At 71.1% G+C, this 25,266-nt stretch carries 22 protein-coding genes; 6 read left to right on the top strand and 16 right to left on the bottom strand.

The window, feature by feature from the left end:
• Window positions 1-64: 64 nt before the first annotated feature.
• From ACIBEA_RS40325 to ACIBEA_RS40310, 4 genes are all read left to right on the top strand, one after another.
• A complete protein-coding gene (locus tag ACIBEA_RS40325) occupies window positions 65-2,413 on the top strand; it encodes a type IV secretory system conjugative DNA transfer family protein (protein WP_399268734.1) in 2,349 nt (782 codons plus the stop codon).
• Window positions 2,413-3,138: a hypothetical protein gene (locus ACIBEA_RS40320; RefSeq protein WP_399268732.1), complete on the top strand. Its 726-nt coding sequence runs from the start codon at window positions 2,413-2,415 to the stop codon at window positions 3,136-3,138. The genes ACIBEA_RS40325 and ACIBEA_RS40320 overlap by 1 nt, the downstream gene beginning before the upstream one ends.
• A gap of 90 nt (window positions 3,139-3,228) precedes the next feature.
• Window positions 3,229-4,161, top strand: coding sequence for a ParA family protein (locus tag ACIBEA_RS40315; protein WP_399268730.1), 933 nt, complete (start codon window positions 3,229-3,231; stop codon window positions 4,159-4,161).
• A 3-nt stretch (window positions 4,162-4,164) separates the two neighbouring features.
• Window positions 4,165-5,223, top strand: coding sequence for a hypothetical protein (locus tag ACIBEA_RS40310; protein WP_399268728.1), 1,059 nt, complete (start codon window positions 4,165-4,167; stop codon window positions 5,221-5,223).
• 67 nt (window positions 5,224-5,290) lie between these two features.
• Here the strand turns inward: ACIBEA_RS40310 and ACIBEA_RS40305 are convergent, their stop codons facing one another.
• The 7 genes from ACIBEA_RS40305 to ACIBEA_RS40275 all read right to left on the bottom strand — a co-directional run bounded on the left by ACIBEA_RS40305 (window position 5,291) and on the right by ACIBEA_RS40275 (window position 15,090).
• A complete protein-coding gene (locus ACIBEA_RS40305; protein ID WP_399268726.1) occupies window positions 5,291-5,713 on the bottom strand; it encodes a hypothetical protein in 423 nt (140 codons plus the stop codon).
• Between the two features lie 76 nt (window positions 5,714-5,789).
• Entirely contained in the window at window positions 5,790-10,823 is a 5,034-nt protein-coding gene (mobF, locus tag ACIBEA_RS40300; protein ID WP_399268724.1) for a MobF family relaxase, read from the bottom strand.
• A 962-nt stretch (window positions 10,824-11,785) separates the two neighbouring features.
• Window positions 11,786-12,277, bottom strand: a complete 492-nt coding sequence (locus ACIBEA_RS40295) for an HNH endonuclease (protein WP_399268722.1) — start codon at window positions 12,275-12,277, stop codon at window positions 11,786-11,788.
• A 137-nt stretch (window positions 12,278-12,414) separates the two neighbouring features.
• Window positions 12,415-12,972 carry a hypothetical protein gene (locus tag ACIBEA_RS40290; protein WP_399268720.1) on the bottom strand — a complete coding sequence of 186 codons (558 nt, stop codon included), beginning with the start codon at window positions 12,970-12,972 and terminating at the stop codon, window positions 12,415-12,417.
• Entirely contained in the window at window positions 12,969-13,748 is a 780-nt protein-coding gene (locus ACIBEA_RS40285) for a hypothetical protein (RefSeq protein ID WP_399268719.1), read from the bottom strand. The genes ACIBEA_RS40290 and ACIBEA_RS40285 overlap by 4 nt, the downstream gene beginning before the upstream one ends.
• The gene (locus tag ACIBEA_RS40280) at window positions 13,745-14,458 is read right to left on the bottom strand and encodes a hypothetical protein (protein WP_399268717.1); all 714 of its coding nucleotides are present in this window, start codon (window positions 14,456-14,458) and stop codon (window positions 13,745-13,747) included. The genes ACIBEA_RS40285 and ACIBEA_RS40280 overlap by 4 nt, the downstream gene beginning before the upstream one ends.
• Before the next feature lie 14 nt (window positions 14,459-14,472).
• The gene (locus ACIBEA_RS40275) at window positions 14,473-15,090 is read right to left on the bottom strand and encodes a hypothetical protein (protein WP_399268715.1); all 618 of its coding nucleotides are present in this window, start codon (window positions 15,088-15,090) and stop codon (window positions 14,473-14,475) included.
• Window positions 15,091-15,340: 250 nt separating this feature from the next.
• Here ACIBEA_RS40275 and ACIBEA_RS40270 point away from each other — a divergent pair, with 250 nt between their 5' ends.
• Window positions 15,341-15,994 carry a hypothetical protein gene (locus ACIBEA_RS40270; RefSeq protein WP_399268713.1) on the top strand — a complete coding sequence of 218 codons (654 nt, stop codon included), beginning with the start codon at window positions 15,341-15,343 and terminating at the stop codon, window positions 15,992-15,994.
• Between the two features lie 55 nt (window positions 15,995-16,049).
• On the opposite strand, the gene ACIBEA_RS40265 is transcribed toward ACIBEA_RS40270, so the two are convergent.
• The 9 genes from ACIBEA_RS40265 to ACIBEA_RS40225 form a co-directional block, all read right to left on the bottom strand.
• Window positions 16,050-16,793, bottom strand: coding sequence for an NERD domain-containing protein (locus tag ACIBEA_RS40265; RefSeq protein WP_399268711.1), 744 nt, complete (start codon window positions 16,791-16,793; stop codon window positions 16,050-16,052).
• Between the two features lie 101 nt (window positions 16,794-16,894).
• Window positions 16,895-17,443: a hypothetical protein gene (locus tag ACIBEA_RS40260; protein ID WP_399268709.1), complete on the bottom strand. Its 549-nt coding sequence runs from the start codon at window positions 17,441-17,443 to the stop codon at window positions 16,895-16,897.
• Between the two features lie 41 nt (window positions 17,444-17,484).
• A complete protein-coding gene (locus ACIBEA_RS40255) occupies window positions 17,485-17,862 on the bottom strand; it encodes a hypothetical protein (RefSeq protein ID WP_399268707.1) in 378 nt (125 codons plus the stop codon).
• A 17-nt stretch (window positions 17,863-17,879) separates the two neighbouring features.
• Window positions 17,880-18,347 (bottom strand): Pycsar system effector family protein, encoded by a 468-nt coding sequence (locus tag ACIBEA_RS40250; RefSeq protein ID WP_399268706.1) that lies wholly within the window; start codon window positions 18,345-18,347, stop codon window positions 17,880-17,882.
• Window positions 18,348-18,350: 3 nt separating this feature from the next.
• Window positions 18,351-19,106 (bottom strand): hypothetical protein, encoded by a 756-nt coding sequence (locus ACIBEA_RS40245; protein ID WP_399268704.1) that lies wholly within the window; start codon window positions 19,104-19,106, stop codon window positions 18,351-18,353.
• A 521-nt stretch (window positions 19,107-19,627) separates the two neighbouring features.
• On the bottom strand, window positions 19,628-21,805 hold the full coding sequence (locus ACIBEA_RS40240) for a hypothetical protein (protein ID WP_399268702.1): 2,178 nt from the start codon (window positions 21,803-21,805) through the stop codon (window positions 19,628-19,630).
• 416 nt (window positions 21,806-22,221) lie between these two features.
• Window positions 22,222-22,518, bottom strand: a complete 297-nt coding sequence (locus ACIBEA_RS40235) for a hypothetical protein (RefSeq protein WP_399268700.1) — start codon at window positions 22,516-22,518, stop codon at window positions 22,222-22,224.
• Window positions 22,519-22,938: 420 nt separating this feature from the next.
• Window positions 22,939-23,490, bottom strand: a complete 552-nt coding sequence (locus ACIBEA_RS40230; RefSeq protein ID WP_399268698.1) for a GNAT family N-acetyltransferase — start codon at window positions 23,488-23,490, stop codon at window positions 22,939-22,941.
• Between the two features lie 10 nt (window positions 23,491-23,500).
• Window positions 23,501-24,739 carry a hypothetical protein gene (locus tag ACIBEA_RS40225; protein WP_399268696.1) on the bottom strand — a complete coding sequence of 413 codons (1,239 nt, stop codon included), beginning with the start codon at window positions 24,737-24,739 and terminating at the stop codon, window positions 23,501-23,503.
• 167 nt (window positions 24,740-24,906) lie between these two features.
• Between ACIBEA_RS40225 and ACIBEA_RS40220 the strand changes: the two genes are divergently transcribed.
• Window positions 24,907-25,266: hypothetical protein (locus ACIBEA_RS40220; RefSeq protein WP_399268694.1), on the top strand; the 360-nt coding region annotated here is incomplete at its 3' end.

Here is a 25,266-nt window from a genome sequence, read left to right as displayed (position 1 = left end):
AGTGGCCCCGGTGCGCTTTGAGCTTGGCGGCTACGCACCGAGGCCCGCTACGAAGGAGACCTTCGTGAACGACGACAACAGTAAGGCCAGCACCACGACCGACTCGACCATCCTTCCCGCCAACATCACGGCCGGGGACACGGCCCGGTCGGCGCCCGGGGAGATCGCCGACCAGCCCAAGACGTGGGAGCCGATCGAGGGGGACGCCCTCAAGAGCGTGCTGTTCTCCACCCCCCTGCTCGGGCGTCCGGCGGTGCGCTACACCGCCCTGGCCGCGCCCGCCACGTTCCTCGCGGCGGAGACCACGACCGGCAACGCCACGGACGCGGGCGACATCCTGGGCACGGTCTTCGGTGGCCTGGCGGACGGCGCCGCGGGACTCTTCGCGGCTCAGCCGCTGCTGACGGTGGGCCTGGGCCTCGGCCTGGCCGGCGCCACCTACATGAAGCTGCGCGGCGACTTCGACTTCACCCGCGAGTCGGACGGCTTCGCCGGTAAGGCGAAGCTGCGGAGGAACCTGGGGCACCGCCAGCTGGTCAAGAAGCGCAAGACGCTGCGCCCCAGCCTCGCCGACGTCCCGGCCCGCAAGGTGCCCGCGAACGCGGTCGGGGTGTACCTCGGACAGGACCGCAAGACCAAGCTGCACCTGTACATGTCCATCGAGGAGAGCTCCCTCACGCTCGCCCCGATGGGCGCGGGCAAGACCGCGAAGATCGCCAACTGGATCATCGACGCTGAGGGTGCAGTCCTGGCGACGTCGCCCAAGTACGACATCGTCGAACTGACGGAGCGGATGCGCGCCCGGATCGGCCGCATCCTTCTCTGGAACCCGCAGGGCATCGCCGGACGCCACTCGGACATCGCCTGGGACCCGGTGATCGGCTGCGCCGACCCCGAACTGGGCGTCGAGCGCTCCATGCGCCGGGCCCAGTACCTCCTCGACGGCAGTGACGCGACCAAGGGTGTGGAGAACCGCACGTTCTGGCAGACCGCGTCCTACAGCGTCCTGAAGGCGTTCCTGTGGGCGGCCGACGCCGACGGGCTGAGCCTGCTGGACGTGGCCCGCTGGGCGAAGAACGTCCGCAACATCGAAGCCATCGCCATCTTCGAGAAGTTCGAGCACCCCGACCCCTTCAACCCCAGCCGCCCGGTCGCCCCGCGCGGCTGGAAGGAGGACCTGGAGCAGGTGCAGAAGGTCGAGGGTAAGCCCACGACCTCGGAAAACGTTTTCGGCACCCTGTCGAAAACGTTCATGTTCCTGGACTCGCCCCGCGTCCAGCGGATCGTGGAGGCGGCCCACGACCCGGGCACCCCCCAGTTCGACATCGCCGCCTACTTGCGCTCGCGGGACACCCTCTACCTCCTCGGTCGCGAGGACGGCATGGGCAGTATCGGCCCGCTGTTCACCTGCTTCACCGGTGAGATCTACGAAACGGCGCGGGTGCTGGCGCAGCAGAACCGGGGCGGTCGCCTCGACCCGCCGTGGACGATGGTCCTGGATGAAGCGGCCCTGATCTGCAGCGTCCCCCTGGAGCGTTGGACCGCAGACAGCCGCGGCCTGGGTATCAACATCCACGCGGTTTTCCAGAGCCCCGCGCAGATCCACGAACGGTGGGGCAAGCACGGCTACCAGACGATCTGGGACAACTGCGTGAAGCTGGTCATGGGCGGCCTCAGCAACGAGGAGCACCTGGACGGCCTCTCCAAGCTGTGCGGCAAGCACAAGGAGAGGAAGGAGTCGCACTCGAAGTCCCCGGGTGCCGACGGCACGATGAAGGAGTCCACCTCGTGGACCCACGTCGAAGTCGACACCATGACGCCCGCCGACATCATGAACCTGGAGCCCGGAGAGATCCTCGTCCTGCGCAAGCACCTGGGGGGCCCTGTCATCGTGCGGTTCACCCCCGTGTGGGACCGCAAGGACATCCAGGGCGCCGCGAAGGCGGACGCGAAGGCGGCGAAGGCAGAACTCAAGAGCCGTAAGCGCAAGCTCAAGCTCGCCGCGCGGGCCCCGGTGGCCGCGCCCGCCCCGGCGGCGCCGGTGGAGTTCCCCGCAGACCTGTGGGGGCCCCCGCAGCCCCAGAACCCGTGGGCGCCCGCCAGCACGGACACCAGCCCGTGGACCGCCGACCCGGCGGCCAGCGGCTGGACCATCACGCCGGTGCCCGGCCAGCGCGACCACCAGGTCGTGCGCGGCGAGGTCGTCCCGCCGCAGCCCAAGCCCCCGGAGATGCCCCTCTACGCGCCGACCAACCACCTGGAGCAGGTGCCGCCGCAGCCCCAGCCCGTCACGGACCAGCCTGCCGAGAAGATCCAGCAGCCCACGCAGCTGCGCAAGACCGGCACCGACGGCCCGGCCGGCGGCGACCCGTACGCGGACGGCTGGGACGACGACGACGCGGGGGCCTTCTGATGGCAGATTTCAAGCTCGACCCCATGGAGATGCTGCTGCGTCTCACCGGTGACCTGTCCGGTGTCCGCGGTCGGGTGCAGTCCCTGGAGGACCAGGACCTCGCCGTCGCGCTGGAGCGCCTCGACGAGAACGTGGGATCCCTGCGGGAGACGCTCGCTGCCGTCACGGTGGCTATCCAGCAGATGCAGGCCGAACCGGAGGAGGAAGAGCCGGAGAAGGAGGTCGAGAACTGGCCGGGTACGGCGCCGAACTGGACCGACGACCTCGACCAGGAGCAGGCCCGCGCTCTGTGGGACTGGCTGACGGAGTGGTGCCAGAACAAGCTCTGGCCGATCTTCGCCCAGCCGGTGTGGAAGCCGTGCTGGTACCGGCACACCAAGCTGCGCATCGAGCTGACCTCCCTGTGCGCGAACTGGTACTGGTCGTACGACAAGAAGGCGCCCCCGACCCGGTCCGCGGAGTGGCTGGCCCGGTGGTGGCCGCATGTCGAACGGATCCTCAAGGAGGAGTTGAACGACTGCGGCCTTCCCCGGGACGGTCTCCAGCGGCCGAAGCACCCGGTCCCGGTCCCGGTGCAGGCGACGGCTGACAACCCGACGCCGGCCCCGCCCGCCTTCACGGTGAACGACTTCGCGGACCCGGCCTTCTTCGAGTGGGTGGAGGGCAACATCTCCAAGCGCCGTCCGGCTGAGGCGAAGAGCGGGAAGGGGGACCCGGGCAACTGACCCGGGCCCAAAGGCCCGACACGCCAGCGGCCCGCCCGTCATACGACGGAGCGGGCCGCTGGCGCGTGTGCACCCGGTACGGTCCGGGCTATGACTGCACTGCAACCCCAGACCGTACCGGTGCCGGTGCTCGATGCGGATCTCGACTTCCTCGACATCGTCACCGAATGGGACACCACCACCGCGTTCCACAAGTGGCGTCCCTCCATCGTGGTTCCCGCCACCTTCCGGTCGGCCAACACGCCGCGGACCATCGTGGTGGGCAACCAGAAGGGCGGCGTGGGCAAGACCATCACGTCGCTGGAGCTGGCCATGGCCTTCGCGGCGCGCGGTCTGCGGACCAGGCTGATCGACGCCGATCCGCAGAAGGCCGCGCTGACGGTCTGGCTCCGGGAGACCTGCTATCCAGAGGTGGGCCCGCGGCACACTCTGCGGGACGTGTTCTTCGGACAGGCCACCCTCGCGCAGGCCACACACCCCACGATCTACCGCGGGCTCTACTTCATCCCCTCCGACCCGGACCTGAGCGACGTGGAGAGCGCGAACTCCTCGAAGGTCCTCAGCCCCGAGACCCTGCTGCGGGACGCCCTGCGCGCCGACACGGGCGAGTGGGACATCAACCTCTTCGACTTGGGCCCCAACCTGGACAAGATCAGCATCTCGGCTCTGATCGCGGCGCAGGACCTCGTCATCGCCATCCAGGACGGCGGCCTGGAGGTCGAGGGCACCGGCAACATCATCACCACGGTCAACAGCATCAAGGAGCGGATGAACCCGGACCTCGCGCTGCGGGCCATCTTCTTCACCGACTTCAAGAAGGACTCTCTGCACCGGAAGATCGGGCAGGAGATGTCCAAGGGCTTCCCCGACGCCCTGATCGTCCCGGCCCGCGAGTCCACGAACGCGGGCTGGTCCACGCTGAACAAGCGGCCCCTGCGGATGTACGCCCCCGGCGACAAGCCGTGCCTGGACTACGACCGGGCGGCCGGCCTCCTCATCTCCACCGACCAGAAAGCAGGCTGATCCGTGGGCAACCGTGACATCGACCCCGACGCGTTCGCCGGCCTCAACGGCGGAGCCCAGAGTGCCGACGTCGCCGAACGGACCAACGGCCTGATCGACGGGGGCTCCGACACCCTGGGGGCGGTCAGCGCGGTCGCGGGTCTGGCGGCCTCGCTGCCGAAGCTGGACGACATCGTCGAGGTCGGCGAGGACGACACGTCGCCGCTGACGGAGAGCGAGAAGATCCAGAAGGGGAAGACCGAAGAGGTCATCCTCGCCGCGAGCGAGGCAGGCCGGGCTGCGATCTGGGTGATGGGGCAGGGATTCGCCGCTGCCGCGAAGGGCAAGTGGTTCCGTGGCGACTACTCCGGCCTAGAGGAGTACATGGCGGCCCTGGTGCCCGAGGTGGTGCCGCGTCAGGCCCGCCGGTGGGTGACCGGCTCGAAGCTGGCCCTGGCCATCACGGAGCGCACGGGGGAGGCCCCCGTAGAGGGGCAGATCCGGGAGCTGACCAAGGCCAAGGGCAAGGAGAAGAAGACCCTGCCGGAGGACCTCGCGGAGGACATGTATGTCGTCCTCGGGAGCGTGGCCAGCGAGACGGGGAACCGGGTCACGGCGAAGGTCGTGGAGGAGTTCCGCGAGGTCGTCGAGGATGCGGAACTGCCGGAGATTCCGGAGGAGCGGCAGCGGGCCCTGGACGAGTGGGCGCGTGCCCTGTTCGTGGAGCCTGCGAATCCGGGACCAATTGGTCCCGGACCGTTCGAGGATGATTCGAACAAGCCGGAGGGGGTAGAGGGCGGCGACGGCGTGCACGTGGCGGAGATCGTCGAGACTCCGCAGCTCGACGCGCTCGACCAGGCCCTCGCCGATCTCCGGTCCGCGCGTAAGACCATCAAGCGGCCCAACTTCGAGGCGGCCATCGACGAAGGCGACCACGAGCGGTACCGCCGTCTCCTCAACCAGCTCCAGGACCTGACAAAGGAACTGCACGGGGTGGCCGGGCGGGCGCCGTGGCCCGCGGTGGTCCTCCCCGCGCAGGCTGCGGCCTCCGACTCCGAAGGCGCCGAAAGCGCTACGGCCTGACGTCGGCACCGCGAAGCCCGCCTCTGCTGAGCAGCGGCGGGCTTCGTCGTTCCCGGGCCGGCCCCGGCTACTGCCAGCTGAGCCACGGCTGATCGTCGGTGGCCCCTCGGACCCACATCACCGCGTGCTGCACCCCGTTGGCGTACCTGCGGCGGGAGCTTGACCTCAGGGCGTCCTCGGCGGCGTCGTCCTCCGCCCGCAGCTGCCGGACGTCGGGGATGCCGGCGGCCCGGTCGGTGATCGGGGAGGGGCCCCGGCCAACCGCCCAGCTGTAGGCGGCGCGGACCCCTTCGTGGAACTCCTCCAGCTGGTGGCCCTTGGTCTCGACCGCGTACCGGATGTTGTCGAGCAGCGCGGTGATTTCGGCGATGGTGCGCCTGCCGACCACGGGCTCGGCGGGCGGCCCGTCCGGCATGGGCGGCGGCTGGTGCGCCGCGGGGGCTCCGGCCGGCGTGGTGCCTGGCCCGTTCCACATCAGATTGTCAGCCATGCGGGGAACCGTAGCGGGCGGCGGCGACATGGCGCAGGACGTAAGAAGGGCCAGCGGCGAGGCGCTGGCCCTTCGGCTACATGTCGATGTCGGGTTCGAAGTCAGGCATCGGCGGCGCCGGGGGCTCCGGGGCCGCGACCGTGACGGGCTCCGGCTCGGGAGCGGCGGGGGCGGGGGCGGGGGCGGCGTCGCGGTCGTGGCGGGCCAGCTCCTGACCCAGCCGCTCGTACTCCGCCTCGTAGTTCAGGCCGCTGTCGCGGCGCTCGCGGTCGACTTCCTCGGCCTGCGGCTTGTGTTCTGCCTCGCGGGCGGTCGCGGTCTCCTGCTGGCGCTCTCGCTCCTGGGCGCGCTGTTCGAGGATCTGCTGCGCGATGCGGGCCTGCTCCATGGCCTGCATCAGCTGTTCCTCGACCGACTGCTGGGGCGAGGGCGCGGCCGGGGCTGCGGGGATGTCCGCCGTCTCGGGGGCCTCGACCTCGGGGGCCGGGGCCGGGGCCCGGCGGTCCAGCTCGACGCGGGCGAGGTCGGCTTCGTCGCGGACGGTCTGGGTCTCCTCGACCCACTGCTCGCGCGTCTGCTGGACCTCCTGGAACTTCACCGCGCGGTCGCCCATCAGCTCGGCGATGTCGCGGCTGGTCTCCGCCCGGTCGAGGGTGTCGCGGACCAGCTCGCTCGGGTCGATCTCCGCCTGGAGCGTGGGCACCTGCTGCAGCGCCATCGCCTGGGCGAGGGCCTCCTGGTGCTCGTTGTAGCCGCCGGCCGTCTGGACGCTGTGCAGGGCCTCGGTGACGCGCTCCTCGTGCTGGGCGGCTTCCTGCTCCGCCATCTCCTGGGCGCGCAGTTCCATCTGCGTGGCCTGGTCGGCGTAGTCGCGCTGTGCGGTGAACGCCGTCTGCATGTCGTCGGCGACGTACGGTGGTGCCCACGCCTCTTCCCGCTCGGCGCGGTCGATCATCTGACGCAGAGTCTCGTCGGACGCACGGGCGAGGTCGGCCTGCTGCTCGTCCACGCCCAGGGCGCGGCGGGCCCGCTCCCAGTCGGCGAGGGCATCGTGCGCTCCCTTGGGCGGGGCCTGGCCGATGGCGTTGCGCTCGTGGTCGTAGCTGTGGGCCTCGCGGTAGCGCTCGACCCGGCCGGCGCGCTGCTCCCAGTCGGCCCGTGCGATCGGGTCCTCCGGGACGGGTCCCAGCCGGTCGATCGCCCATGCGGGCTGCTGCTCGGCGACGCGCTGGCCCAGCCGTTCGGTGCGCTCGTCCATCTCGACGGCCCATTCCTGCATCATCCGGCCCAGGTCGCCGTCGAAGTGCGGAGTGCGCGCGGTGTAGGAGTCCATGGCCTCCCAGTGCGCCGCGTGTTCGGCGGCCTGGCGCTGGGCGACCTCGTTGTCCTGTCCGGCGTGCAGTACCTCCAGGTGCTGCTGGTAGGCGTCGTTCTGCCTCATCAGGTCCTCGAAGTGCGAGGGGGCAGTCTCGGGCGCGGGCTCGTCGACCAGCTGCTGGATGTCGGCGTCCGTCATCTGCTCGGCGGCCTTGAGCGCGGCGGCGAGTTCCGCCTCCTGACGCTCGACGGTCTCCTGGTCCGTCCCGGCCTGGAGCGTCTCGACGCCCGTCTGCGCGGCGAGGGTCTGCTTCATCAGCTCGGCGTGGGGGTCGGCGGGCTCCTCGGCCGTGGCGGCGAGGCGCTCCAGTTCCTGCGGGTCGGTGGGGCCGTGTCCGGCCCGGACAGCGGCTTCGACCTTCTGCTCCTGCTCGGCGAGGGCGGCGCGCTGCTCGGCACGTTCGGACCGGATCTCGTCGCGCTCGATGATGTTGTACGCCTTCTGCAGACGGTCGTGCAGCACCTTGCCGACGTCGTCGGCGGTCTCCAGCTCGCGGGACCGGGCGGTGCGCACCAGCAGGTCCTCGACGTCCAGGCCCCGCTCCTCGCCCTGGCGGGCCAGCCGCATCAGGGAGCCGTACGCCACACCGGAGGTGGCGCGCTCGTAGTCCTCCTCGCCGATGGCCTGCAGCAGCACCCGGCCGTAGCGGACTTCGTCGGCCTGCTCTTGGACGCCGGACCACACCGGCTGGAGGACGGCGAGGTTCTCGCGGCGCTCCAGCTCGGCTTCGATGGTCTTGGTCGCGGTCTGCTCCAGTCCGCTGCGCTGCAGGGTGGCGTCGAGCGCGGCGAGGTGGTGCGGGATGTCCTCGGTCTTGAGGTTCTCCTCGGGCCGGTGGGTGATGACGTAGCCGTAGTTCCCGCCTTCGCCGCGGGTGAGCATGACGTACAGCGCCTCGCGGTTGGTCGAGCCGTCCACGAGGGAGTGGCAGACGCCGACGGTGCGGCCCTGGGCGCCGTGGACGGTCGCGGCGTACGCCAGCTCGACGTGGGTGGAGACGTAGGCGCCGGGCAGGTGCATCGGGGAGCCGTCCTCCAACTGCACCATCAGCCCTCCGTTGTCGGTGATCCCGGTGACCTTGGCGACCGTGCGGTTGACCGCGAAGGAGCCGTTCTCCGCCGTGATCTTCCGGTTGTTGCGGCGCAGCTGGATGAGGTCGCCGACACCGGCCTTGGTCTCGATCCCGTGGTCCTCGCGGCCGGTGCGCAGAACCACGCCGTGCTCGGACACCTTGTTGGCGCGGACCAGGTCGGCGCGGACCCGGGCGGACAGCTCGGCGACCTGCGCGTTGTCCTGGGCGATGAGCAGCGGGTTCTTGTTGTCGAGGTAGTCGGTCAGCCATGCCTGGTAAGCGCGGTTGGTCATCTCCTCGGCGGATCCGCCACGGAAACGGCCGTGCAGCTCGTACGCGGCCAGTGCCTCGCTGTCGCCCTCGCGCAGCTTGAGGGAGGCGTCGGCCTCCCACTGGCGGATCGTCTTCTCGCCGGTGACCGGGTCGGTGTCGCGGAACCGGCGGACCTCGTCGAGGACGTGCACGCCGGGAGCGTCCTCTACCCACTGGGCGAAGATTCCGCCCGCGCCCACGGCCGTGAGCTGGTGCTGGTCACCGGCGGGAACGGCCTTGGCGCCGCTGGCCTCGATCAGTGCGCGGACGGCGTCCATGTCCGTGTTGGCGGTCATGCCCGCCTCGTCGATGATGACCAGGGCGCCGCGGGGGATCCGGTAGCGCTCGGCGTCGGCGATCGGGCGGCCCTCGGCGATCGACCTGTTGGCCAGCAGCATCATCTCGATGTTGGCGACGTTTTCGACGCCCTCGTCGCGCAGGACCTCGGCGGCGCGCTGGCCGCTGGCCAGACCGATGACCTGCCCGCCGTTGGCCTCCCACACCTCGGTGAGGGCCGCGAGGGTGTAGCTCTTGCCCGCGCCGGCGGGGCCGACCAGGATGTCGGCCTTGCGGCCGGAGGTGGCGGCGGCGCGCACGAACTCTGCCTGTCGGCCCTTGAGGCCGCGGCGTTCGATGACCTCTTCGACCAGCTCGCTGGGGATCGTGGGCGCCCCGCGCTCACCTGCGAAGGCGGCCAGCCGCTCCTCGGTCTTGAGGGCGTCCTCGGTGGCGTACCGGTCGTAGGTCTCGGGGTTGGGCTCGTACTTGAAGGTGCCGTCGGCGCGCTGCAGCTCGGTGGGGATCGCGACCAGGGCGGGGGCCTTGGTGCGCACCACGCCGTTGTCGGCGGTGGGGGAGAGTGCGTCGTCGGCCAGCTGGTTGAGCAGGTCGCGGACCTGGTGGCGGTCGAGTCCGCCCAAGGTGTCGGGGAGCTGGCGGTTCAACTCGACGAGCAGGTCGGGGCGGGTCCAGGTGGGCTTGGCCTCCTGGACAGCGGCGATGGCGCGGCGCTGGATGAGTTCGGCGTCGAACTCCTTGGCCGGCTGGTGCAGGTCGAGGAGGGCCGACTGGTCGGCGACTCGCTCGGGGACATCCGCGAGGGAGGCGCGCAGGCGCGTCTTGCTGGAGTCCTCCCAGCGCTTGAGCAGGTCCTCGCGGCTGACGGCGTCGTGCTTCTTGCCCTTGCGCTGCTGGAGGCTGACGTCCTCGCTGATGCGGGCCATCAGGTACGGGGAAGGGGCGGCGCCGTACTTCTCCTCGAACGCCTTGGCCACCTCGGTGACCTCGGCGGTGATGGCGGCCCGGCGGCTGCTGAAGTTGTCGCGCAGGTCCTGGTCGATGCCGACGATCTCGCGGGCCTTGCCGTCCGGGCGCATCTGGACGCGGACGCCCATGACCCGCTCCAGCTCCTGCTCGGCGACCCGCTCGGCGATGTGGCCGGCGGCCTGCTTGTGGCGGAAGAGACCGGATCCGTCCAGGGCCCGCCAGACCTCGCGCTCGCGGCCGGTGACCGGGTCGACTTCCAGGCAGCGGACCTTGTTGAGGACTGCCGCGTGCACGTGGAGCTGCGGGTCGTCCTGCCGGGACGTGTGCTGGGCGAAGCCCGCGACGATGAACCGGTCGGCCTTGACGAACTCCCCGGTGGTGCGGCCGTCGATCGACGCTCCGTGGTGGCCCTTGCGGGTGTACCCGGCCTCGTCCTGCATGTGCTCCAGTCCGGCCTGCACGCCCTGCTTCCAGCAGTCCCAGACCTGGTCCGCCTGCTTGCTGAACCGCTCGGCGGCGTCGAGGTCGCCGGCCTCGCGGGCCTCGGCGGCCTTCACCTGGAGCGACGCGTGGTAGACGGACCAGGACTTCGGCGCGCTGAACGTGAGGTCGTAGTAGAGCTTCGCGGAGGGCGACTCCTTGCGGGTGGAGATCTCGATGGCCTTGACCTGCTCGGGGCTGAGCAAGCCCAGGGGCGCCTTCGCCTCGGCCTTCTCCAGGTTCGTGGCCAGCCGCTTCTCGTACGCCTTCTCGTAGTTGCGCGGGGCCTCGCCGAGACGGCAGTCCTTGCGGATCTTCGTCTCCGCCGCGGCGTACTCCTCGCTGCCCTCCGGGTGCGGGATGGCCTCCAGCCGGGCGTACATCTCGTCGCGCTTCCGCGGGTCGACGAAGCTCGTGTACAGGTCCTCGAAGACCTCGTTGGAGACCTCGCCGGACAGTCCCAGGTCCGCGATCCCGTCGCCGGTCCAGTAGCCGGGAGGTTCGCCCTGCAGACCGATCGAGCGCAGGTAGTAATGCTCGGTACCGGCACCGACCTCTTTGGTCAGGTAGCCGGGATCTGAGCCTGCACTGATCGACAACATCGAGACTCAGAGTAGGCGGTTTTCAAGATCATCGGTAGCCATTGGATCGTGATGCATAGGTGTGGGGATTGTTGTAGTGAGCAGGGGGATTACGGTTAGTAGGGAGAAGAGATGATCAAGGGAAGAGATGGGTCCGATGTCCTAAGGCTGCAGAGGGTCAAAAATGGATGATCGAAACGGTGAGAGAGGGGCCGGTCCGGCTCCTCCTGGGGGCTCTGGGCCTGCATCGTCATGGTCTGCGGGGCGCGGGATTTGTGGTGAATTCTTCCTAGCGGCGAACTCATGGGCTGCGCCACGACGGGGCTCCACCCTGGGGGAGCCCACGCGGTCTTCCGGTACCGCAACGGGCCCTCGCGGTGGCCACTGGGCACCGCCCTGCGCTACGGTCGGCATCGACGACTTCGACCCCCGCCGGGCTATCCGGCGGGGGTCGACTGTTACCAAGGGTCGGACGGTGAACCGGGCTACGGCTTCCTCACCCCGGACCGGGCCGACCGCGCGCGGCGGCCGACTTCCCCAGCGGGCTCGCGGTCGGGCACGGCGCGTCACTGTGGCGGGAGGGGTTCCACCCGCCACCCCGCCCCGCGCGCGGTGGGTCCGCGCCGCGACGGCGCACTGGGGAAGTCGGCCCGCTCGGTACTTCCCCGGCTGCGGGTACCTCGCGGCCGACGTGGGGAAGTGGGGAACTCGGCTGAGCCCCGGAGGATCCAGCGGCTGGGGAAGTTCCCCAGCCCTCGCGGTTCGCTCCCCACCCGCTGCTGGGGAACTTCCCCACTTCGGAGTTCTTCCCCACCCGCCGCGGGGTGGCCGGCCGCTCTCGCTGGTGGGGAATCCGCGACGGAGAAGCGGTACCGCGAGTCGCACGCGAACGTCCCCACGGGGGTCTTCCCCGGGTCGTGCCGGTTCCCCACACACGACGGATCCGGGACCAATTGGTCCCGGATCCGGGTGCTGGGCGTCGGTCAGAAGAGCGGGCCCTGGTACGTCCCGGCCGGGTTCCCCGCGGCCAGCGCGGCGGCGATCGCCTCGTCCAGGCGCTCCGGGTCGGCGGCGGCGATGGCGGCCTGGACCGCCCGTGCCCGGCCCGCTGCGCCCCGCACGTCGGTCAGCGCGTGGCCCGTCAGCCTGCGGCGACTGGCCGCATCCCGGTTGTTGTCGCCCCGCGTCCCGGCGAGCAAGTGGGCCGGGTTCTGGCACGGCGGCTCGTCGCAGCGGTGGCGAACGACCAGTCCGCCGGCGAGGGAGTCGGCCCCGTGGGCGAGGCGGAAGCCGAACAAGTGGCCCGGGACGACCCGGCTCGTCTCGGTGGTGTGGGATCCCGCGCGGAAGGTCGCGTGGGCGGTGCTGCTGAGTCCGCCCGTCCACCACCAGCAGTCGTCCGGGCCGCGCCGCAGGACATGTCCCCAGTAGCGCGCGACGGTTTCCCCATCGGCCAGCAGGGTTCCCCACGGCACCCCTTCCCCACCCGGGGAACCAGCGCCTTCCCCGGCACCAACCTCTTCCCCGTCGTGGGGAACCTCCCCGCCTTCCCCGCCGAGAGGGTGGGGAGGTTCCCCACCGAAGAGGGCGAGGACTTCCCCACCCTGGGGGCTCACCGGTTCCTCACCGGGGCCGTGCCGGTCGTGGTGGGGAACTCCCGGGGGTCTCCGTAGGCGAGCCGGGCCTGCGGCCACGGCTCCTCCTTCCCCACTTCCCCATCGCTGTACGTGATCGTGACGGTGGTGTCGTCGTCCGGGTCGTAGTCGGCGCGGATGAAGTGGCGCCACCCTGCGGGGTCCCCGTAGATCCGCACCCACCCTCCGGCGAGGGCGTAGGCGAGGTCCTTCACCCGGACCTCGTAGACGCGCACCATGGAAACCCGCGGGGCCGCCGGCTCCTCGTCGGCGAGGTCCTCGTCGGACTCGCCCTGGGCGGCGTTCTCGGCGGTCGCCTCGATGTCCACCTCGCCCGTGCCGTGGTAGATCACCACGGCGCCGTCGGCGCCGGTCTCGGTGTACGAGGGGAGGTCCTGGTCGTTGCCCGGGGCGCCGGTTCCGTAGGTCCGCCGTCCGCACTCCGGGGCCAGGCAGCGGAAGGCGTCCTCGCCCTCCACCACGATCGGTTCCGCCGCAGTCCCGCACTCGACGCAGCTGGGTGTGATGGACGTCACGCCCGACTCGCCTCCTCGGCGGGGCCCTCGGGGGAGTCGGTTCGGTGGGGGGTGACCTCGAACATCGGGAAGGTCCAGGGGCCGGGCGTGTAGCGGTACCCGGGCTCGTTGCGGCCGACCCCTTCGAGGACCCACGTGGACGGGGTCAGACGGATCGGACCTCGGAGGGCGAACCTCTTCGTGGCGGAGACCAAGGGCAGGAGTTCCTCGGCGGTCGCCTTCGGGTCCTTGTTGCCCACGACCCACTCGCCGTTCGAGCTGCCGCGCTCCCACGCGTCGACCGACATCACCTCCCAGCCATTCATGGTCGGGTCGTCACAGAGCAGGTCGCCGGGGAACCACGCCACGATGTGGGTGACGGGGCCCGCCGGACGGGCGGAACCGGTGGACTCGCAGTGGGCGCACTTCCCGCTGCCGTCGCTGTGGGCGTTGCGGACGGTGGCCAGCTCGCGCTCGACCAGCTGGGCCAGCCACTGGACCTGGCCGGGCTGCAACTGGACGGCAAGCTGCTCAAGCCAGTGGGGCCGGCCGGTCTGCTGCCGGGCGGGAAGCGCGTGATCGGTGTCAAGGGACAGGGTCACCGGCTCGGCGCTCTCGCTGTCGGTGGGGTATTCGTCGGCGAGCTGGGCGAGGGCCTTGGCCAGCTGCTCGGTGGGGCCGGGCGCGTAGGCGCTCATGCGGGTGTCCTCCATGTCGATCGGGGTCGGCCGGGCGGGATCGTGACTCTGCTCCACGTCGGCCGTGGACGCCGGGCCGGGCGGCAGGGCCGGCGTCATGCCGGGGTCGGCGCGCTCGCGACGGCGCCCAGCGTCGGGGCCGGGGTCGCGGGGCGGGTCCTGATCTCGAACATGGGGAACTTCCAGTCGACGGTCGCCCTGCCGTTCTCGGCTTCCTCCCACTCGGCCCGGTCCCACCAGATCTCAACGTCCTCGATCGCGTAGGTAATCCGGCGGAACTGGACGATCTCGGTGTCGGGGCCCAGAGCCACGGCGACCTGCTCCTCCAGCAGGACGGGGTCGCTGTCCTGCATGCCGCCGAGCCTGATCCGCTCCGTGCCCGTCTCGTGCGCCTGGTGCCAGTCCTCGGCTTCGCCCAGTTCCCACCCGCTGCTCGACGGGTCGCCGATCATCTCTTCGCCGGAGAACCAGCCGAGCAGGTGGGTCCGCTCCCCGGTGGGGTCAACGGTGCCGCTGCCGTAGCAGTGGCCGCAGTGGCCGTTGCCGTCGCTGTGGGCGTTGCGGGTGGTGGCCAGCTCGCGCTCGACCAGCTGGGTCAGCCACCTGATCTGGCCGGGCTGCATCTGGACGGCGAGCTGGTGGAGCCTGCGGGGCTGGGGGGCGCCGTCCTGCTGCCGGGCGGCGTCGAGGAGCAGGGTCACCGGCTCGGTGTCCTCGCCGTCGGTCGGGTACGTGCTGGCGAGCCGGGCGAGGGCTCCGGCGAACTCCGTGGCCGTGGTCTTCGGGTCGAGGTCGGGGCTGTGGGTCATGCCGTGATCTCCGTTCAGGAGGTGCGCTCGGTGGGGAGGGCGTGCTGCTGCAGGAAGGCGCCCGCGTTGGCGGCGGCCTCCTCGCGGGTGTCGTAGGTGGTCTCCTCAGCGTCGCCCGCGGCGCCGTCGGCTCCCTGGCCGATCCACCACCAGCCGCCCTCGCTGGCGTGCCACGACAGGTCGGCCGTTCCGCCGAACACTTCGATCGTGGTCCGGATTTCCTGTCCGGCCGGCGGCGCGGACATCGCGCTGACGGCGTGGGGCCACTTCTTGCGGGCGCCCTGGCGGGTGATGGCCCAGGCGTCGCCCAGCTGGGGGTAGCCCGCGCCCCGGATCCCGGCCGCGGGCGCGGTCTCGTCGGCCAGTTCCTCGGCGGCGGTGCGGATCTCCCGGAGGGCCCGAATCCGGGAGAGGTTCCAGTCCCCGGCGTCGCGCACCACCAGCGGCGCGTCGTCCGGGGCGTCGGCGGGGAGGGCCCGGACGCGGGTGGAGAGCTGGTCGGCCAGCGCGTCGGCGAGGTCGGACACCTGCCTGCGCAGCTGCTTGGCCTGCTTCGGGTCGGGGTCGGTCCAGGCGGGATCGCGGATCTGTTCCATGTCCGCGGCGAACGCGTCGGAGTAGAAATCGTTCATGTTGACAACTTAGTTACCCGAAAGCTTCACGACAACCCAGTTACCCAAATTGGCCACCCCTGCGCACCGAAGGGCTTGTTATCAGCGGTCGAGGCTGGTCTGCGGTGGCGCAGCTGTACGGGCGCCCCTGTGGGCAGATATGACATGGGGTCAACAGGCAATGGGTGGTGGTGAGGTGAGCAGCGTGTGGTCGCTCCGGCGGTCTCCGGAGGGGACTCGACGCGCGTGGCGTCAGCGCGAGGAGCTGCAGGTGATCCTGCGCGGCGAGTACGGGCCGCGCTGGTGGGAGATCGCGCCCGCATTCGTGGCGCTGCTGCTCGCCGTGGGCTTGCCCATGGCCGTCGTCGGCTGGCTGTGGATGCGGCTGGGCTGGTGGGCTGGGCTGCTCGCCGTGGGCGCTCTGGCCTACGGGGTGCGGGCGGTGGTGCTGCGCCGACGGGAGGTCGCGGCCCGCAACCGGCGCCGTGCGGTGCGGTTCACCCGCACGGAGATCGACGTGGCCGACGACCGAGGCTTCCGACGGATCGTCGGCCGGCTCCTGGTGCGGGACGGCTGGACCGCACGGGGCGTGGTGGTCAACGACGGCGGCGTCGTCCACCTGGTCGGCGACGGCCACGGCCGGCGCATGGGCTGCGCCTTCGAGCGGGGGGTCGAGGCGGCCGGGGAGGACGGCCCTCGTGCGGCGGCCACGCTGCGCCCGGTGAGCGCGGCACCGGACGACGGTCCGGAGGAACCTCGGGGGCCTGCGCCGCTGCTACTCATCGTCTCCGCCGGCTCGTTCGGGCGGGATCGGGTTGTGTGGGCCGCGCGCAACGACGTGCGGCTGGTCGACGGCGGCCAGCTGCTGCGGTGGGCGTCGGGGGAAAACCTGCGGGTACTGCTCGACCTGGACATCGACGGCTGACCCCGGAACGCAGGAAGGGCCCGGCATCGCCGGGCCCTTCGTCGTCTCGGTGTGGTCAGCTGCCGTGCGGAGGTAGGCGCTGCTCGGCCAGCTGCTCGACGGCGGTGATGCGGTCGGCGGTCCAGCCGGGCTGGGGCATCAGGTTCTGCAGCAGGCGGGGCAGCTTCTTCGCGGCGACGATCGTGACGCCCTGGACCTCGATGCGACCGCGCGGGCCCGGGACCTTGGCGCCGTGGACGGCGACGAACGGCCGGACTTCGACTCCCAGGGCCCGCGCGGCCTGTTCGGCCTCCCAGACGACCTTGCGCAGGGCCTCGCGCTGGTTGTACCGGCCGTACCAAAGGGTGCCGCCCTCGACCCTGAGCTTCGACTTCGCGGACAGCCACGCTTTCGAATCCACGTACGACACCCCGGCGGGACCTGCGACCAAATGGTCCAGATTTGCCCGGCTTCCCGGGATGGCCCGGTCGTGCAGTACGGCGTAGCCGCGGCGGGCGAGAGGTGCGAGTAAGCGGGCGGTGGCCTCCTCCCCGACTGCGCCCTTGGCCCAGCTGGTGGGTGTGCGCCGGTAGATCTGCCGGGCGCCGTATCCCACGATGCCGACGGCGAGGAGCAGGCCCACCTGCCACACGGTGACCGTGGCGGCGGCGTAGCCGACCAGGGCGGCCACGATCGCGGCGACGGGGAGTGCGACCTTCGCGCGGCGGTGCTGTGCGGTCCGCTCGGCGGCGCGGGCGGTTTCGTCGATCCGGCGGGCGCTGGCTCCGGCTCCGGGTCGGCGGCCTGGTGCTGTGGTCATCGTTCGGTCCCCTCCTGCTGGCTGTTGCGGCCTGTACCGGGAAGGTAGCGCTGCGCACCGACACGGCGTCAGTGCGCAGCGGTACCGGTACGGGCAGGTGTTCAGCGGCTGGGGCGGAAGGGGTCCTCTGCCTTTCCGAGCAGGATGTCCCGGACGATCACGGCGACTTCGCGGGCGCCGTCGGCGGTGGCCGGCGCGTAGATGGAGTGGACGGTGGACCGTCCCTGGTTGACGGCGAGGTCCCAGCCGCTGTTCAGGTAGATGCCGACGGCCAGCCCGGTGCGGCCGTCCAGCCCCCAGGTCGGCCCGCCGCTCAGCGGCTCGACGGCGCTGTTGCTGCCCCCTCGGGCCAGGGTGAGGGTGAGTCCTTCCCTGGTGAGGGCGGTGTTCAGTGCCCGGGACAGTTCGGCCAGTTCGGTGATGGTCCGCTCGACGGCGGGGCGGCCGTACTTGGTGCTGGTCGCCTCGGCCGCGGCGGTGACCAGCCAGCCCGTCGCTTCGGCCTGGTGGTCGTGGCCGTACTGGGCGGCGGTGTCGAGCAGGTCGTCGAGCAACGCGGCGGCCTCGGTGGCGACGCTGGGCGCGTAGAGGCCGGCGTACCCGGCGTAGACCATGCGGACGCGGTCGAGGGAGCTAGACGGGGTGGTCATGCTTCGGTCTCTTCCTGTTCGGTACGGCGGGCGGTGGGCGGTCATGCCGGGTGCTCGTCGTAGGCGTCGGTGATCAGGTCGGGCCAGCGGGCGTGGCCGCGGTGTTCCAGGCGGTGGCGGAGCATGGTGGCCGCGTCGGCCCGGTCGACCGTGAGGTTGAAGTCCTCGGCGGCGCGGGCGATGACGTCGCCGACGGTGACGCGCAGGGGGATGGTGATGTGGAGGTCGGTGACGGGTTCGGCCAGACGTGCTCGGACGGCCGTGGTGATGGCCCAGTCCGTGGACGTCTGCAGCTGGCGCCGGTAGTGCTCATCGGCCTTGCGCTGGTTGGCGGCTTCCTTCCGCTGCTGCCGCTTGGGGTCCAGGCGGTTGAGCAGCGGGGTCAGGGCCTCGGCCACGGTGCCCAGGGCGTTCTTCATGCGGTCCTTCCCCGGGGTCACAGGGCCGCGGCGAGGACGGCGGCCACGGTGAGGAACCCGACGCCGAGCAGCACGGCGTGGACGGCGTGCTGGATCCGGCGGAACTTCGCGCGGGCGATGACCACCAGGACCTGGACCTCGTCGACGTTGTGCCCGTCGGCGAGGCGGGCGCGCAGCTCGTCGGCGGAGAGCCGGTGCCACGTCGGCCAGCCGCTGCCGGCGAGGCTGGGGCGGACGGCGAAGAGCAGCAGGACGGTCGCGGTGAGCAGCGCGGCCACGCCGATCGTCCCGACGGCCACGGCGGCGCCGGGGAGGTGGAGGTCCTTGGCGGCGGAGATGATCCCGGCGAGGCCGGCGCCGGTCAGGGCCAGTAACAGGCTCGCCTTGCCGTCGCTGCGCGCGAGTTCGCCACGGATCATCGCGGCGGCGGTGTCGGCGGGGGTCGGCTGGGCGGTGCGGACGGGCTGGGGTTCGGTGGTGGTCACGGGTTACTCCTCCTCGTCGGTGGTGGCGCTGGACGGGCTGCTCGGGTGCTCGATGCGGCCGTCGTTGATGGCGGGGCGGTCGCGGGGGACGTAGGTGGGCCGGGGCTCGTGTCCGTCCTCGGGTTCGTAGATCTCCGCCTTGGTACTGGTGCCGCCGAGCAGGGGGTTGGGGACCTCGCGGTGGTGCTGGAACCCCTCGTGGCCGTAGAAGTGGCTGATCGGCTGGCGGCAGGTGACGCACAGGGCGTCGTCGGGGGAGACCAGCGCGTAGAACACCTCCCGTGCGTCTTCGAGTGCGACCTCCTGGGCGTTGAATCGGCCGTCGAGGGAGTCGAGCAGTTCGGTGACGGTGCCCATGTGGCGGTCGCTGGTGGCGGCGAGGGCCTGGCCGATGACTCCGAGCAGGGCGGCGGCCTCGGTGACCACCGTGGTCAGGTGCGCGTGGATCCCCTCCAGGCCGGCGCGCGTCCACTGCAGCTCCTCGGGGGAGGGCTCCAGCCCGCCACTTTCGCGGTCGGGGGCGAAGCGACCGCCGGGTGCGGACGGGGCCGCCCGGAGCAGGCGCCCGTGGGAGTCGACCGGGGCCTGGGCCGGGGGCCGTACGCCGCGCTCGGCGACGGGCAGCGGGACTAGGGCGGCGACGCGCTCGCCCTGGCGGGTGACGTAGGTGATGGCGCCGTCGTCCTTGGCGCGGTCCACAACGGCGGCGAGCTGGTCGCGAACCTTGCGGATGGGGGAGTCGTACTCAACTGCGGACATGTACCAATGGTACCAAGCTACGCGTACCAAAGGTACACGCTTGCGGGAACTGGCTGGATGAGATGAGGGGTTGGCGTGTTCGGGCCGGAGGTGGAAGACCGGGCTGTCTCCCATGGGAGACAGTTGTCCGGCGCCCGCGCCGTACGTCGGGCCTGAGCGGGGTACTCCCTCGTCGGTTGGGCGCGCGCAGCGCTGTCACGGTTCTCGGGGGTGCGGAAAGGATCGCGCTTGCGCGACCCGCTTGCGGGCGCCGAAGGCGTCCTTGGAGGACCCCCGGGGTTCGTGGCACCCTCTGGGGCCCATCCGGCGAGGGAGTGCTCCGCGACCCACCCTGACCTCATCTCCCACCGGCCGGCGGCCTCGTTCGCTCCCCCCGCCCCCTCGGAGAGCGGGCCCGCCGGAGGCGCTTGTGGTTCTGGCCTGCTGCTCGCGGGGCCTGGTCTCAGGGTGTCGGGTGATAACAAGCCCTGGGGCAGCGGAGCCCTGAAAACCACGGGCGGGAAAGCATCTGCGCCAGGAAGTTAGGCGGTCGCGATGCGGCGCTCGATGCGGGCGCGGGCGGCTTCGTGGTCGCCCCGGCGGTCGGCTGTGCGGGGGTAGCGACGGCGGGGCTGCTGGGGGAGCGTGGTGAGAACCAGGTCGCTCTGCTCGGCGTGTGTCTGGACTCCCGTACGGATGCCGGCCTTCGGGGACCGCATCCATGCCTCCTCCTGCTGCCACCAGCGGTACAACTCGATCTCAACGGCGTACCGGCGGGCTCGGGCCGCGAGGCGCCCGTGACTTCCCAGGGCCTTCGCGGCAGCCGTGAGGGACCCGGGCCGGGGCCGGTAGTACGGGGTGCCTGAGCGCTCCGTGGCGAGTGCCTGGCGGGCAGCGTGCTGATCGGCTCCACGGCGGCGCAGGACCGCCCCTCCAGCCGTACGGCAGCGTTCTCCGGGCACCGCCTGGCAGGTAGGGCACTCGTGGTGAACCGTCATCACGGCACGGGTGGCGACCATCAGGTTCTTCATCGAGGCGAGGTGCTTGGCCGCGGTGCGGGGCCGGTAGCCGGTGAGCTGGCAGACCTCGGCGAGGCTGAGGGGCCTGTCAGCGTGCTCCACGAGAGTCTGGAAGACGCGTCCGGCGTGGTGACCCAGTCCTGCGCCGTGGGTGGCTGTGGCCCGGCCGTAAGCGAAGGCGTCGTGCTGACCTGCAGTAAGACGTTCCTGGAGACGGGAGATCAGGGTGGCCCGCCTATCCCCCTTGGGGGGCAGGGTTCCTTGTGTCCCACCCTGTGCAACGTGCTCGAATCCGGGGTGCGCAACGGTGATCGGGAGCAGCTCGTGGGTTCCTGCGGCGCCGTCGGACTCCCGGGGGGCGAGCCACGCATCGAGGCTGAGGCGGTTCTGGGCGCGGTGCATGGTGGAGCGGCCGGTGCCGGTCGCGAGGGCGGCCCGGCGGACGTCGAGGTCGAGCACGGTGGTGCCGGCCCGGAGCGCGAGCAGGCAGCGAAGGTCCAGGGCGGCACGGTCGGCGGGCCCGGAGTCGACGGCCCACCGTTGCGGGCAGGCGTCGGCGGCGGCCTGGACCTGCTCGACCAGCTCGATGACCTCGCCGATGTTCTCGGCCCACTCCAGAGCGTCCTCGTTGAGCGGCAGCGTGGCCGCGTACGCCACGCACCGGGCCCACTGCTGGGCGAGCTTCGTACGGGCCTGACGGTCCGGCAGGACGGGGCGCAGCGTTCCGCGGCCGGAGGTGGTGCAGACGTGGAGCAGCCCGCCCTCCCGGTGGCGGCGGTCGTCCATCAGGCGCTCGACCATGGGCCACGTCCAGCGGCGCAGCGCGAGGCGGTCGAGGAGAGAGGCGAGGGTCTCGCTCACCCGGTCCTCGGCCGGGCGGCGGGTGAGCAGGGCGTACGTCTCGTCGTCCAGTACCGGGTTCGTGGTGCCGGGCAGACGCGGGCCCAGTTCGTCGTTGAGGACCTGGACCAGGTCCTCGCGGGCGATGCGGACCCGTACGGTCGGCGGCGCCGGGAACGCGTCGATGATGAGCAGCAGGCGGACGAACGCGTCGCTGGGGTTGCGGCAGGTCGCCGGAGCGAGCAGGGCCGCGGCACGCTCCTCGTCGAGCGGGGCCAGCAGTTCGCTGCGGCCACCGGCACGGTGCGGGGCGCCGATCGGGCGGGCGGCCCCGGTGGCCGGGTTGTTGAGCATCCCGCGGTCGAGGGTCGTCGGCAGGCGCTTCGCAGCGGCCTCGGCGATGGCCGACACCAGCGTCGCCTCCAGCGGGGTGGCCGCGGTGACCCACACGTGCCGTCCGCCGGCGGACCCGGAAGCGGCGACCACGTAGGTCAGCCCTGCCTCCTCCAACCAGCGCAGCAGAGTTGCGAGGTCGGGGCCGGTGTTGCCACGCTTGGAGTCGAGGTCGAAGAGGATCCACTGGAAGCGGTCCAGCTCGTCGGCGAGGTAGACGGCGTACGGGCCCTGCGGCGGGATGCGGGGGGCGGTCAGGGTGCGGTTCACGTACTTGTGCAGCCACGTGCCATCGCCAGAGCGGGTGTCCACCCGGATCTCGGCGCGCGGGGACAGGTCCAGGAACAGGGCCTGGAAGTCCACCCGGGCGACGGATTCGACGGGGAGATCACCGGTATGAAGATTGTGGATCTGGGCAGATGACGGGCTGTGCACCCCCGCTCCGGTGAACACACCGGGGGCGGGCATGAGCTGTCCGGCACCGTAGCGGTCCGCTACGATGGCAGGGCTCCTAACTCCATATGAACGCCGAAGCCCCCTCTCGCCTTGACGGCGTAGGGCTCCAAGCGCGGCCAACCAGGTCGCTCGTGGGGTGTGCTTCTAACTCCGTTGGTAGGGACACCACCGCCCGACAGTCGCCGTGGAAAGCGTCTGTGGGGCTTGACTCACCTCTCTTCCTTGTTGGTGCGAGGGACTCGGTTGGAAGCCGGGTCGCTCTGGGCCGACAGCGCTTGGCGGCGCTGGTGGATGGTGATTGCTGCAGTTCGAAAGCTCGGGATTCAGCTCGCTGGGGAGTGAAGCTGACCCTTTAGGTCGTTGGGCGCCGCCCCGGTTGGAATTTGGCCGGGGCTTTTTGGCGCTCTCAGACGGTCTTGCGGAAGGCGCTACCCGGTCAACGGGAGCGCCTTCTGTTCGTCTAGCTCGTTCGCCCACACGGGGCGGCCGTTCTTGTCGACCGGCATTTGCTTGATCAATTCGTTGACCAATCCCGCAAAGGACAGCCCGGTGGCCTTCGCCGCGGCGATGGCTTTTGCTGCCATGTCGGGGGTCACGACCACTCCGGTGCGCCAGTTCTGACCGGACGCCGGGTCATAGGTCACCGGGCGGCCGGTCTGCGCGCGACCGCGCAGTGGGCCGGACCCGGGTCCGTTGCCGCCGTCTTTTCCGATCTTGGTGGTCACGTTGAAGATCCTTGCACACTTCGCGACTCTTTCACTACAAAAAACGGGTGTGTCGCGGAGATTCCCCTGAGGCGGGTGGTTTCTCTCCGGCGTCCCGTCTTGCGGGCAGTGACGTTTCCTCAGGCGCTGTCCGCGTGTTCCGCGTTCAGCGGCGTACCGCCCGGTGCTTCGGGGCGTGCGAGCAGGAATGAGAAGTTCCCCGACGAATTCACTCAATCCGGTCACGCGAACTCCCCTCCCCCGCTGCACGATTACGCCCTCTCATCGTCTAAGGACGGATCGGCCCTCGAAATCGTTACAGGTTTGGGGACACCAGTTTTCGCAGCTCAGGGCCCGTCCCTGGGGGTGGGACGCTGTCCGGCCGTGGTGTCCCCCGTTCCCGTCCGACGGAATCTCCCGTGGGAGACGGCTGTCCGGGATTCAGCGGCCCGGGAGTTCGAGCAGCATGGCGTGGAACAAGGGCGCGTCCTGGATCCGCGGGCGCAGGTCTCCCAGGGTCTGCCAGCCCCACGACTCGTACAGCGCCCACACCTTGGGGTGGTTCTGATCGACCAGGAGTGTGGCGCGCTCCTCGGTCCGGGCCGCGAGCAGCGCGTCGTGCAGCTGCCGGGCGGTGCCGGTCTTCCGCCACGGGGTGCGGACCATCAGCTCTGACAGCGCGTACGTCCGGGTGCCGGTCTCCTCGACGACGTCGGCCGGTACGGCGGTGAGCAGCCCGCCCCACCACGGGGCCTTGGGCGGGAGCGGGGCCCCGTAGGCGTAGCCAACAGCCTGGTCGCCGTCGTATCCGACGACGCAGGTCCAGCCCTCTCGGCGGCTCCAGCCGTCGAGGCCGGCGCCGAACCGCTCGACGCTGGCGAAGGGGTCGTTCTTCGCCTCGGCGGCGTACACCTCGGCGTACACATCGAGGAGCAGTGGGCGCAGCTCGGCGGCCTGATGGTGGTCGTAGTGGCGGACGTCTATCCCGGGCACTGGCGGGCTCCTATGTGGTGAGGGTGCGCTGCAGGACGGCGAGCCGGTCGGCGATGCGCGGGCTGTCGAGGGAGGAGTGGTCGAGGCCGGTGACGGTGGCCGCAGCACGCTCGCGGTCGCCCTGGGCCAGCTGCAGTTCGGCGAGCTGCACGCCGTAGACGGCGCGGCTGCGGCGCATCGTGGGTGGAAGGAGCTCCAGGGCCTGGGCGGTGGACGCTTCGGCGCGGTCGTACTGGCCCAGGGCCTGGTGGGCGATGGCGGCCAGCCCGGACAGTTCTCCCTCCGTCATGAACGCGAGCCATGTGGGGGCGGGCACCGTGGTGCCGACCCGGTCGTACGCCTTCTCAGCAGCGAGCAGGGAGCGGGCGGCGCCGGTCCGGTCGGCCGTCTTGGCCTGGCCGATGGCGAGGCGGGCGTGGAGCAGGGAGGCGATGTGGGGGTCCTGGCGGGTGCGTCGGTTGTTCAGGGCGGCGCGGGTGATCTGGACGGCTTCGCGGTGGCGGCCCTCAATGCGGGCCTGCAGAGCGAGGTTGGACCAGCTGCGGGCGGCGGCCGATGGGTCGGCGGCGAGCAGGGCGTGCTGCAGGGAGGCGGTGTGGAGCAGCGCGGCGTGGGTGGTGTCGTCGGTGTCGTAAGCGGCCCAGCCGGCGGACGCGTACAGGCTGCTGATCGAGCGGTGCAGTGCCTGCGCTACGCGGTCGCCGTAGGTGCAGCCGTCGAGGGCGTCGCGCAGCCGGTCGACGTAGGCCGTGGAGACGGCCAGGAGCGGTCCTCCGCCGATGGAAAAGAAGTGGGCGTCCAGGCGGCCGATGACCTTCTCCACGCGGTCGATGTCGCTCATCGACAAGCGGCCTCGGGAGGGTGTGTCGTCGATGCCCAGGGCGAACGTCACCGTGGCAGCGGCGGCGGATGCGGTGAGGAACCTGCGGCGTTTCACGGACGACGCCTCCTTCGGTGCCGGTAACGGCCTCGGCGGAGGGACGGGCAGGCTCGCGCTGTTCTTCCCTCGCGGGACGAACCCCATCGCCTCGGCCGGACGTTCGAAGATCTGTTCAAGGGGGAGAAGGTACTTCGTCCAGGGCCAGCGGACCGCGCCGGAGATCCAGCGCCGCACGTGCCGGTCGGTGCAGTCGCCCGGCTTACCGAACATCTCGGCGGCGACGTCGTTGACCTCGGCGGCGAGGGTCCTGTGCGTGTAGTCGAACTCGTCGAGCAGCGCGGCGAGCCTGGTGTTGCGCTGTCGGTCCATGGGTCCCCCGGGAGTTCTGAGCGTGGGCGTGACCGTAGTCCTCCGCGGCTCTCGCGTTGGTAAAACTGTCCGCCCGGTGCCCGGTAACTGCCCGGAAAGCGGCCTGAGTCCACCCGATGGTGTGGCGGTTGTCTGGGAGTACCGAAGGAAACGACCCGGGAGTGCCCATGGCCACCGCTTCTCCTCCTCGCCGGGCCAGCCGGCCGAAGTCGCCCCCGACCTGGTACTCGCTGGTGGAGGTGACCGGCCAGCGTCGTGCTCTGTGGGCTCGGGGCACCGACCACACCCGCTGGGCGCATTGCGGAGCCGAGTGGGACGCGGTCGCCATCAGCCCGCTGTCCCTCGGCCTGGAGGCGCTCGTCGCCCTGGGCCTGGGTGCCGGTTCGGGGTACCCGGTGCTGGCCGACCGGGTGCGCGGCATCCTCTACGTCATGGTGCCGCCGGGTGAGGGCGCGGTCGCCGCGACGGTGCCCGGGGTGCGGGCGCTGTCGGTCGGTGATCAGCTGCTGATGCCGTGCACCGACCAC

Origin of the sequence: Streptomyces sp. NPDC051555 (assembly GCF_044454405.1) — a bacterium.
GTDB lineage: Bacteria > Actinomycetota > Actinomycetes > Streptomycetales > Streptomycetaceae > Streptomyces.
This window is presented reverse-complemented; position numbering and strand designations above follow the sequence as displayed.

What these genes read in the sequence shown, in the direction of transcription:
- mobF (WP_399268724.1), bottom strand. Translation starts at nt 10,823, where the DNA reads ATGTTGTCGATCAGTGCAGGCTCAGATCCCGGCTACCTGACCAAAGAG.
- ACIBEA_RS40225 (WP_399268696.1), bottom strand. Translation starts at nt 24,739, where the DNA reads ATGGACCGACAGCGCAACACCAGGCTCGCCGCGCTGCTCGACGAGTTC.
- ACIBEA_RS40280 (WP_399268717.1), bottom strand. Translation starts at nt 14,458, where the DNA reads ATGACCCACAGCCCCGACCTCGACCCGAAGACCACGGCCACGGAGTTC.
- ACIBEA_RS40315 (WP_399268730.1), top strand. Translation starts at nt 3,229, where the DNA reads ATGACTGCACTGCAACCCCAGACCGTACCGGTGCCGGTGCTCGATGCG.
- ACIBEA_RS40245 (WP_399268704.1), bottom strand. Translation starts at nt 19,106, where the DNA reads ATGTCCGCAGTTGAGTACGACTCCCCCATCCGCAAGGTTCGCGACCAG.
- ACIBEA_RS40260 (WP_399268709.1), bottom strand. Translation starts at nt 17,443, where the DNA reads ATGACCACCCCGTCTAGCTCCCTCGACCGCGTCCGCATGGTCTACGCC.
- ACIBEA_RS40240 (WP_399268702.1), bottom strand. Translation starts at nt 21,805, where the DNA reads ATGCCCGCCCCCGGTGTGTTCACCGGAGCGGGGGTGCACAGCCCGTCA.
- ACIBEA_RS40275 (WP_399268715.1), bottom strand. Translation starts at nt 15,090, where the DNA reads ATGAACGATTTCTACTCCGACGCGTTCGCCGCGGACATGGAACAGATC.
- ACIBEA_RS40255 (WP_399268707.1), bottom strand. Translation starts at nt 17,862, where the DNA reads ATGAAGAACGCCCTGGGCACCGTGGCCGAGGCCCTGACCCCGCTGCTC.
- ACIBEA_RS40320 (WP_399268732.1), top strand. Translation starts at nt 2,413, where the DNA reads ATGGCAGATTTCAAGCTCGACCCCATGGAGATGCTGCTGCGTCTCACC.
- ACIBEA_RS40265 (WP_399268711.1), bottom strand. Translation starts at nt 16,793, where the DNA reads ATGACCACAGCACCAGGCCGCCGACCCGGAGCCGGAGCCAGCGCCCGC.
- ACIBEA_RS40305 (WP_399268726.1), bottom strand. Translation starts at nt 5,713, where the DNA reads ATGGCTGACAATCTGATGTGGAACGGGCCAGGCACCACGCCGGCCGGA.
- ACIBEA_RS40285 (WP_399268719.1), bottom strand. Translation starts at nt 13,748, where the DNA reads ATGACGCCGGCCCTGCCGCCCGGCCCGGCGTCCACGGCCGACGTGGAG.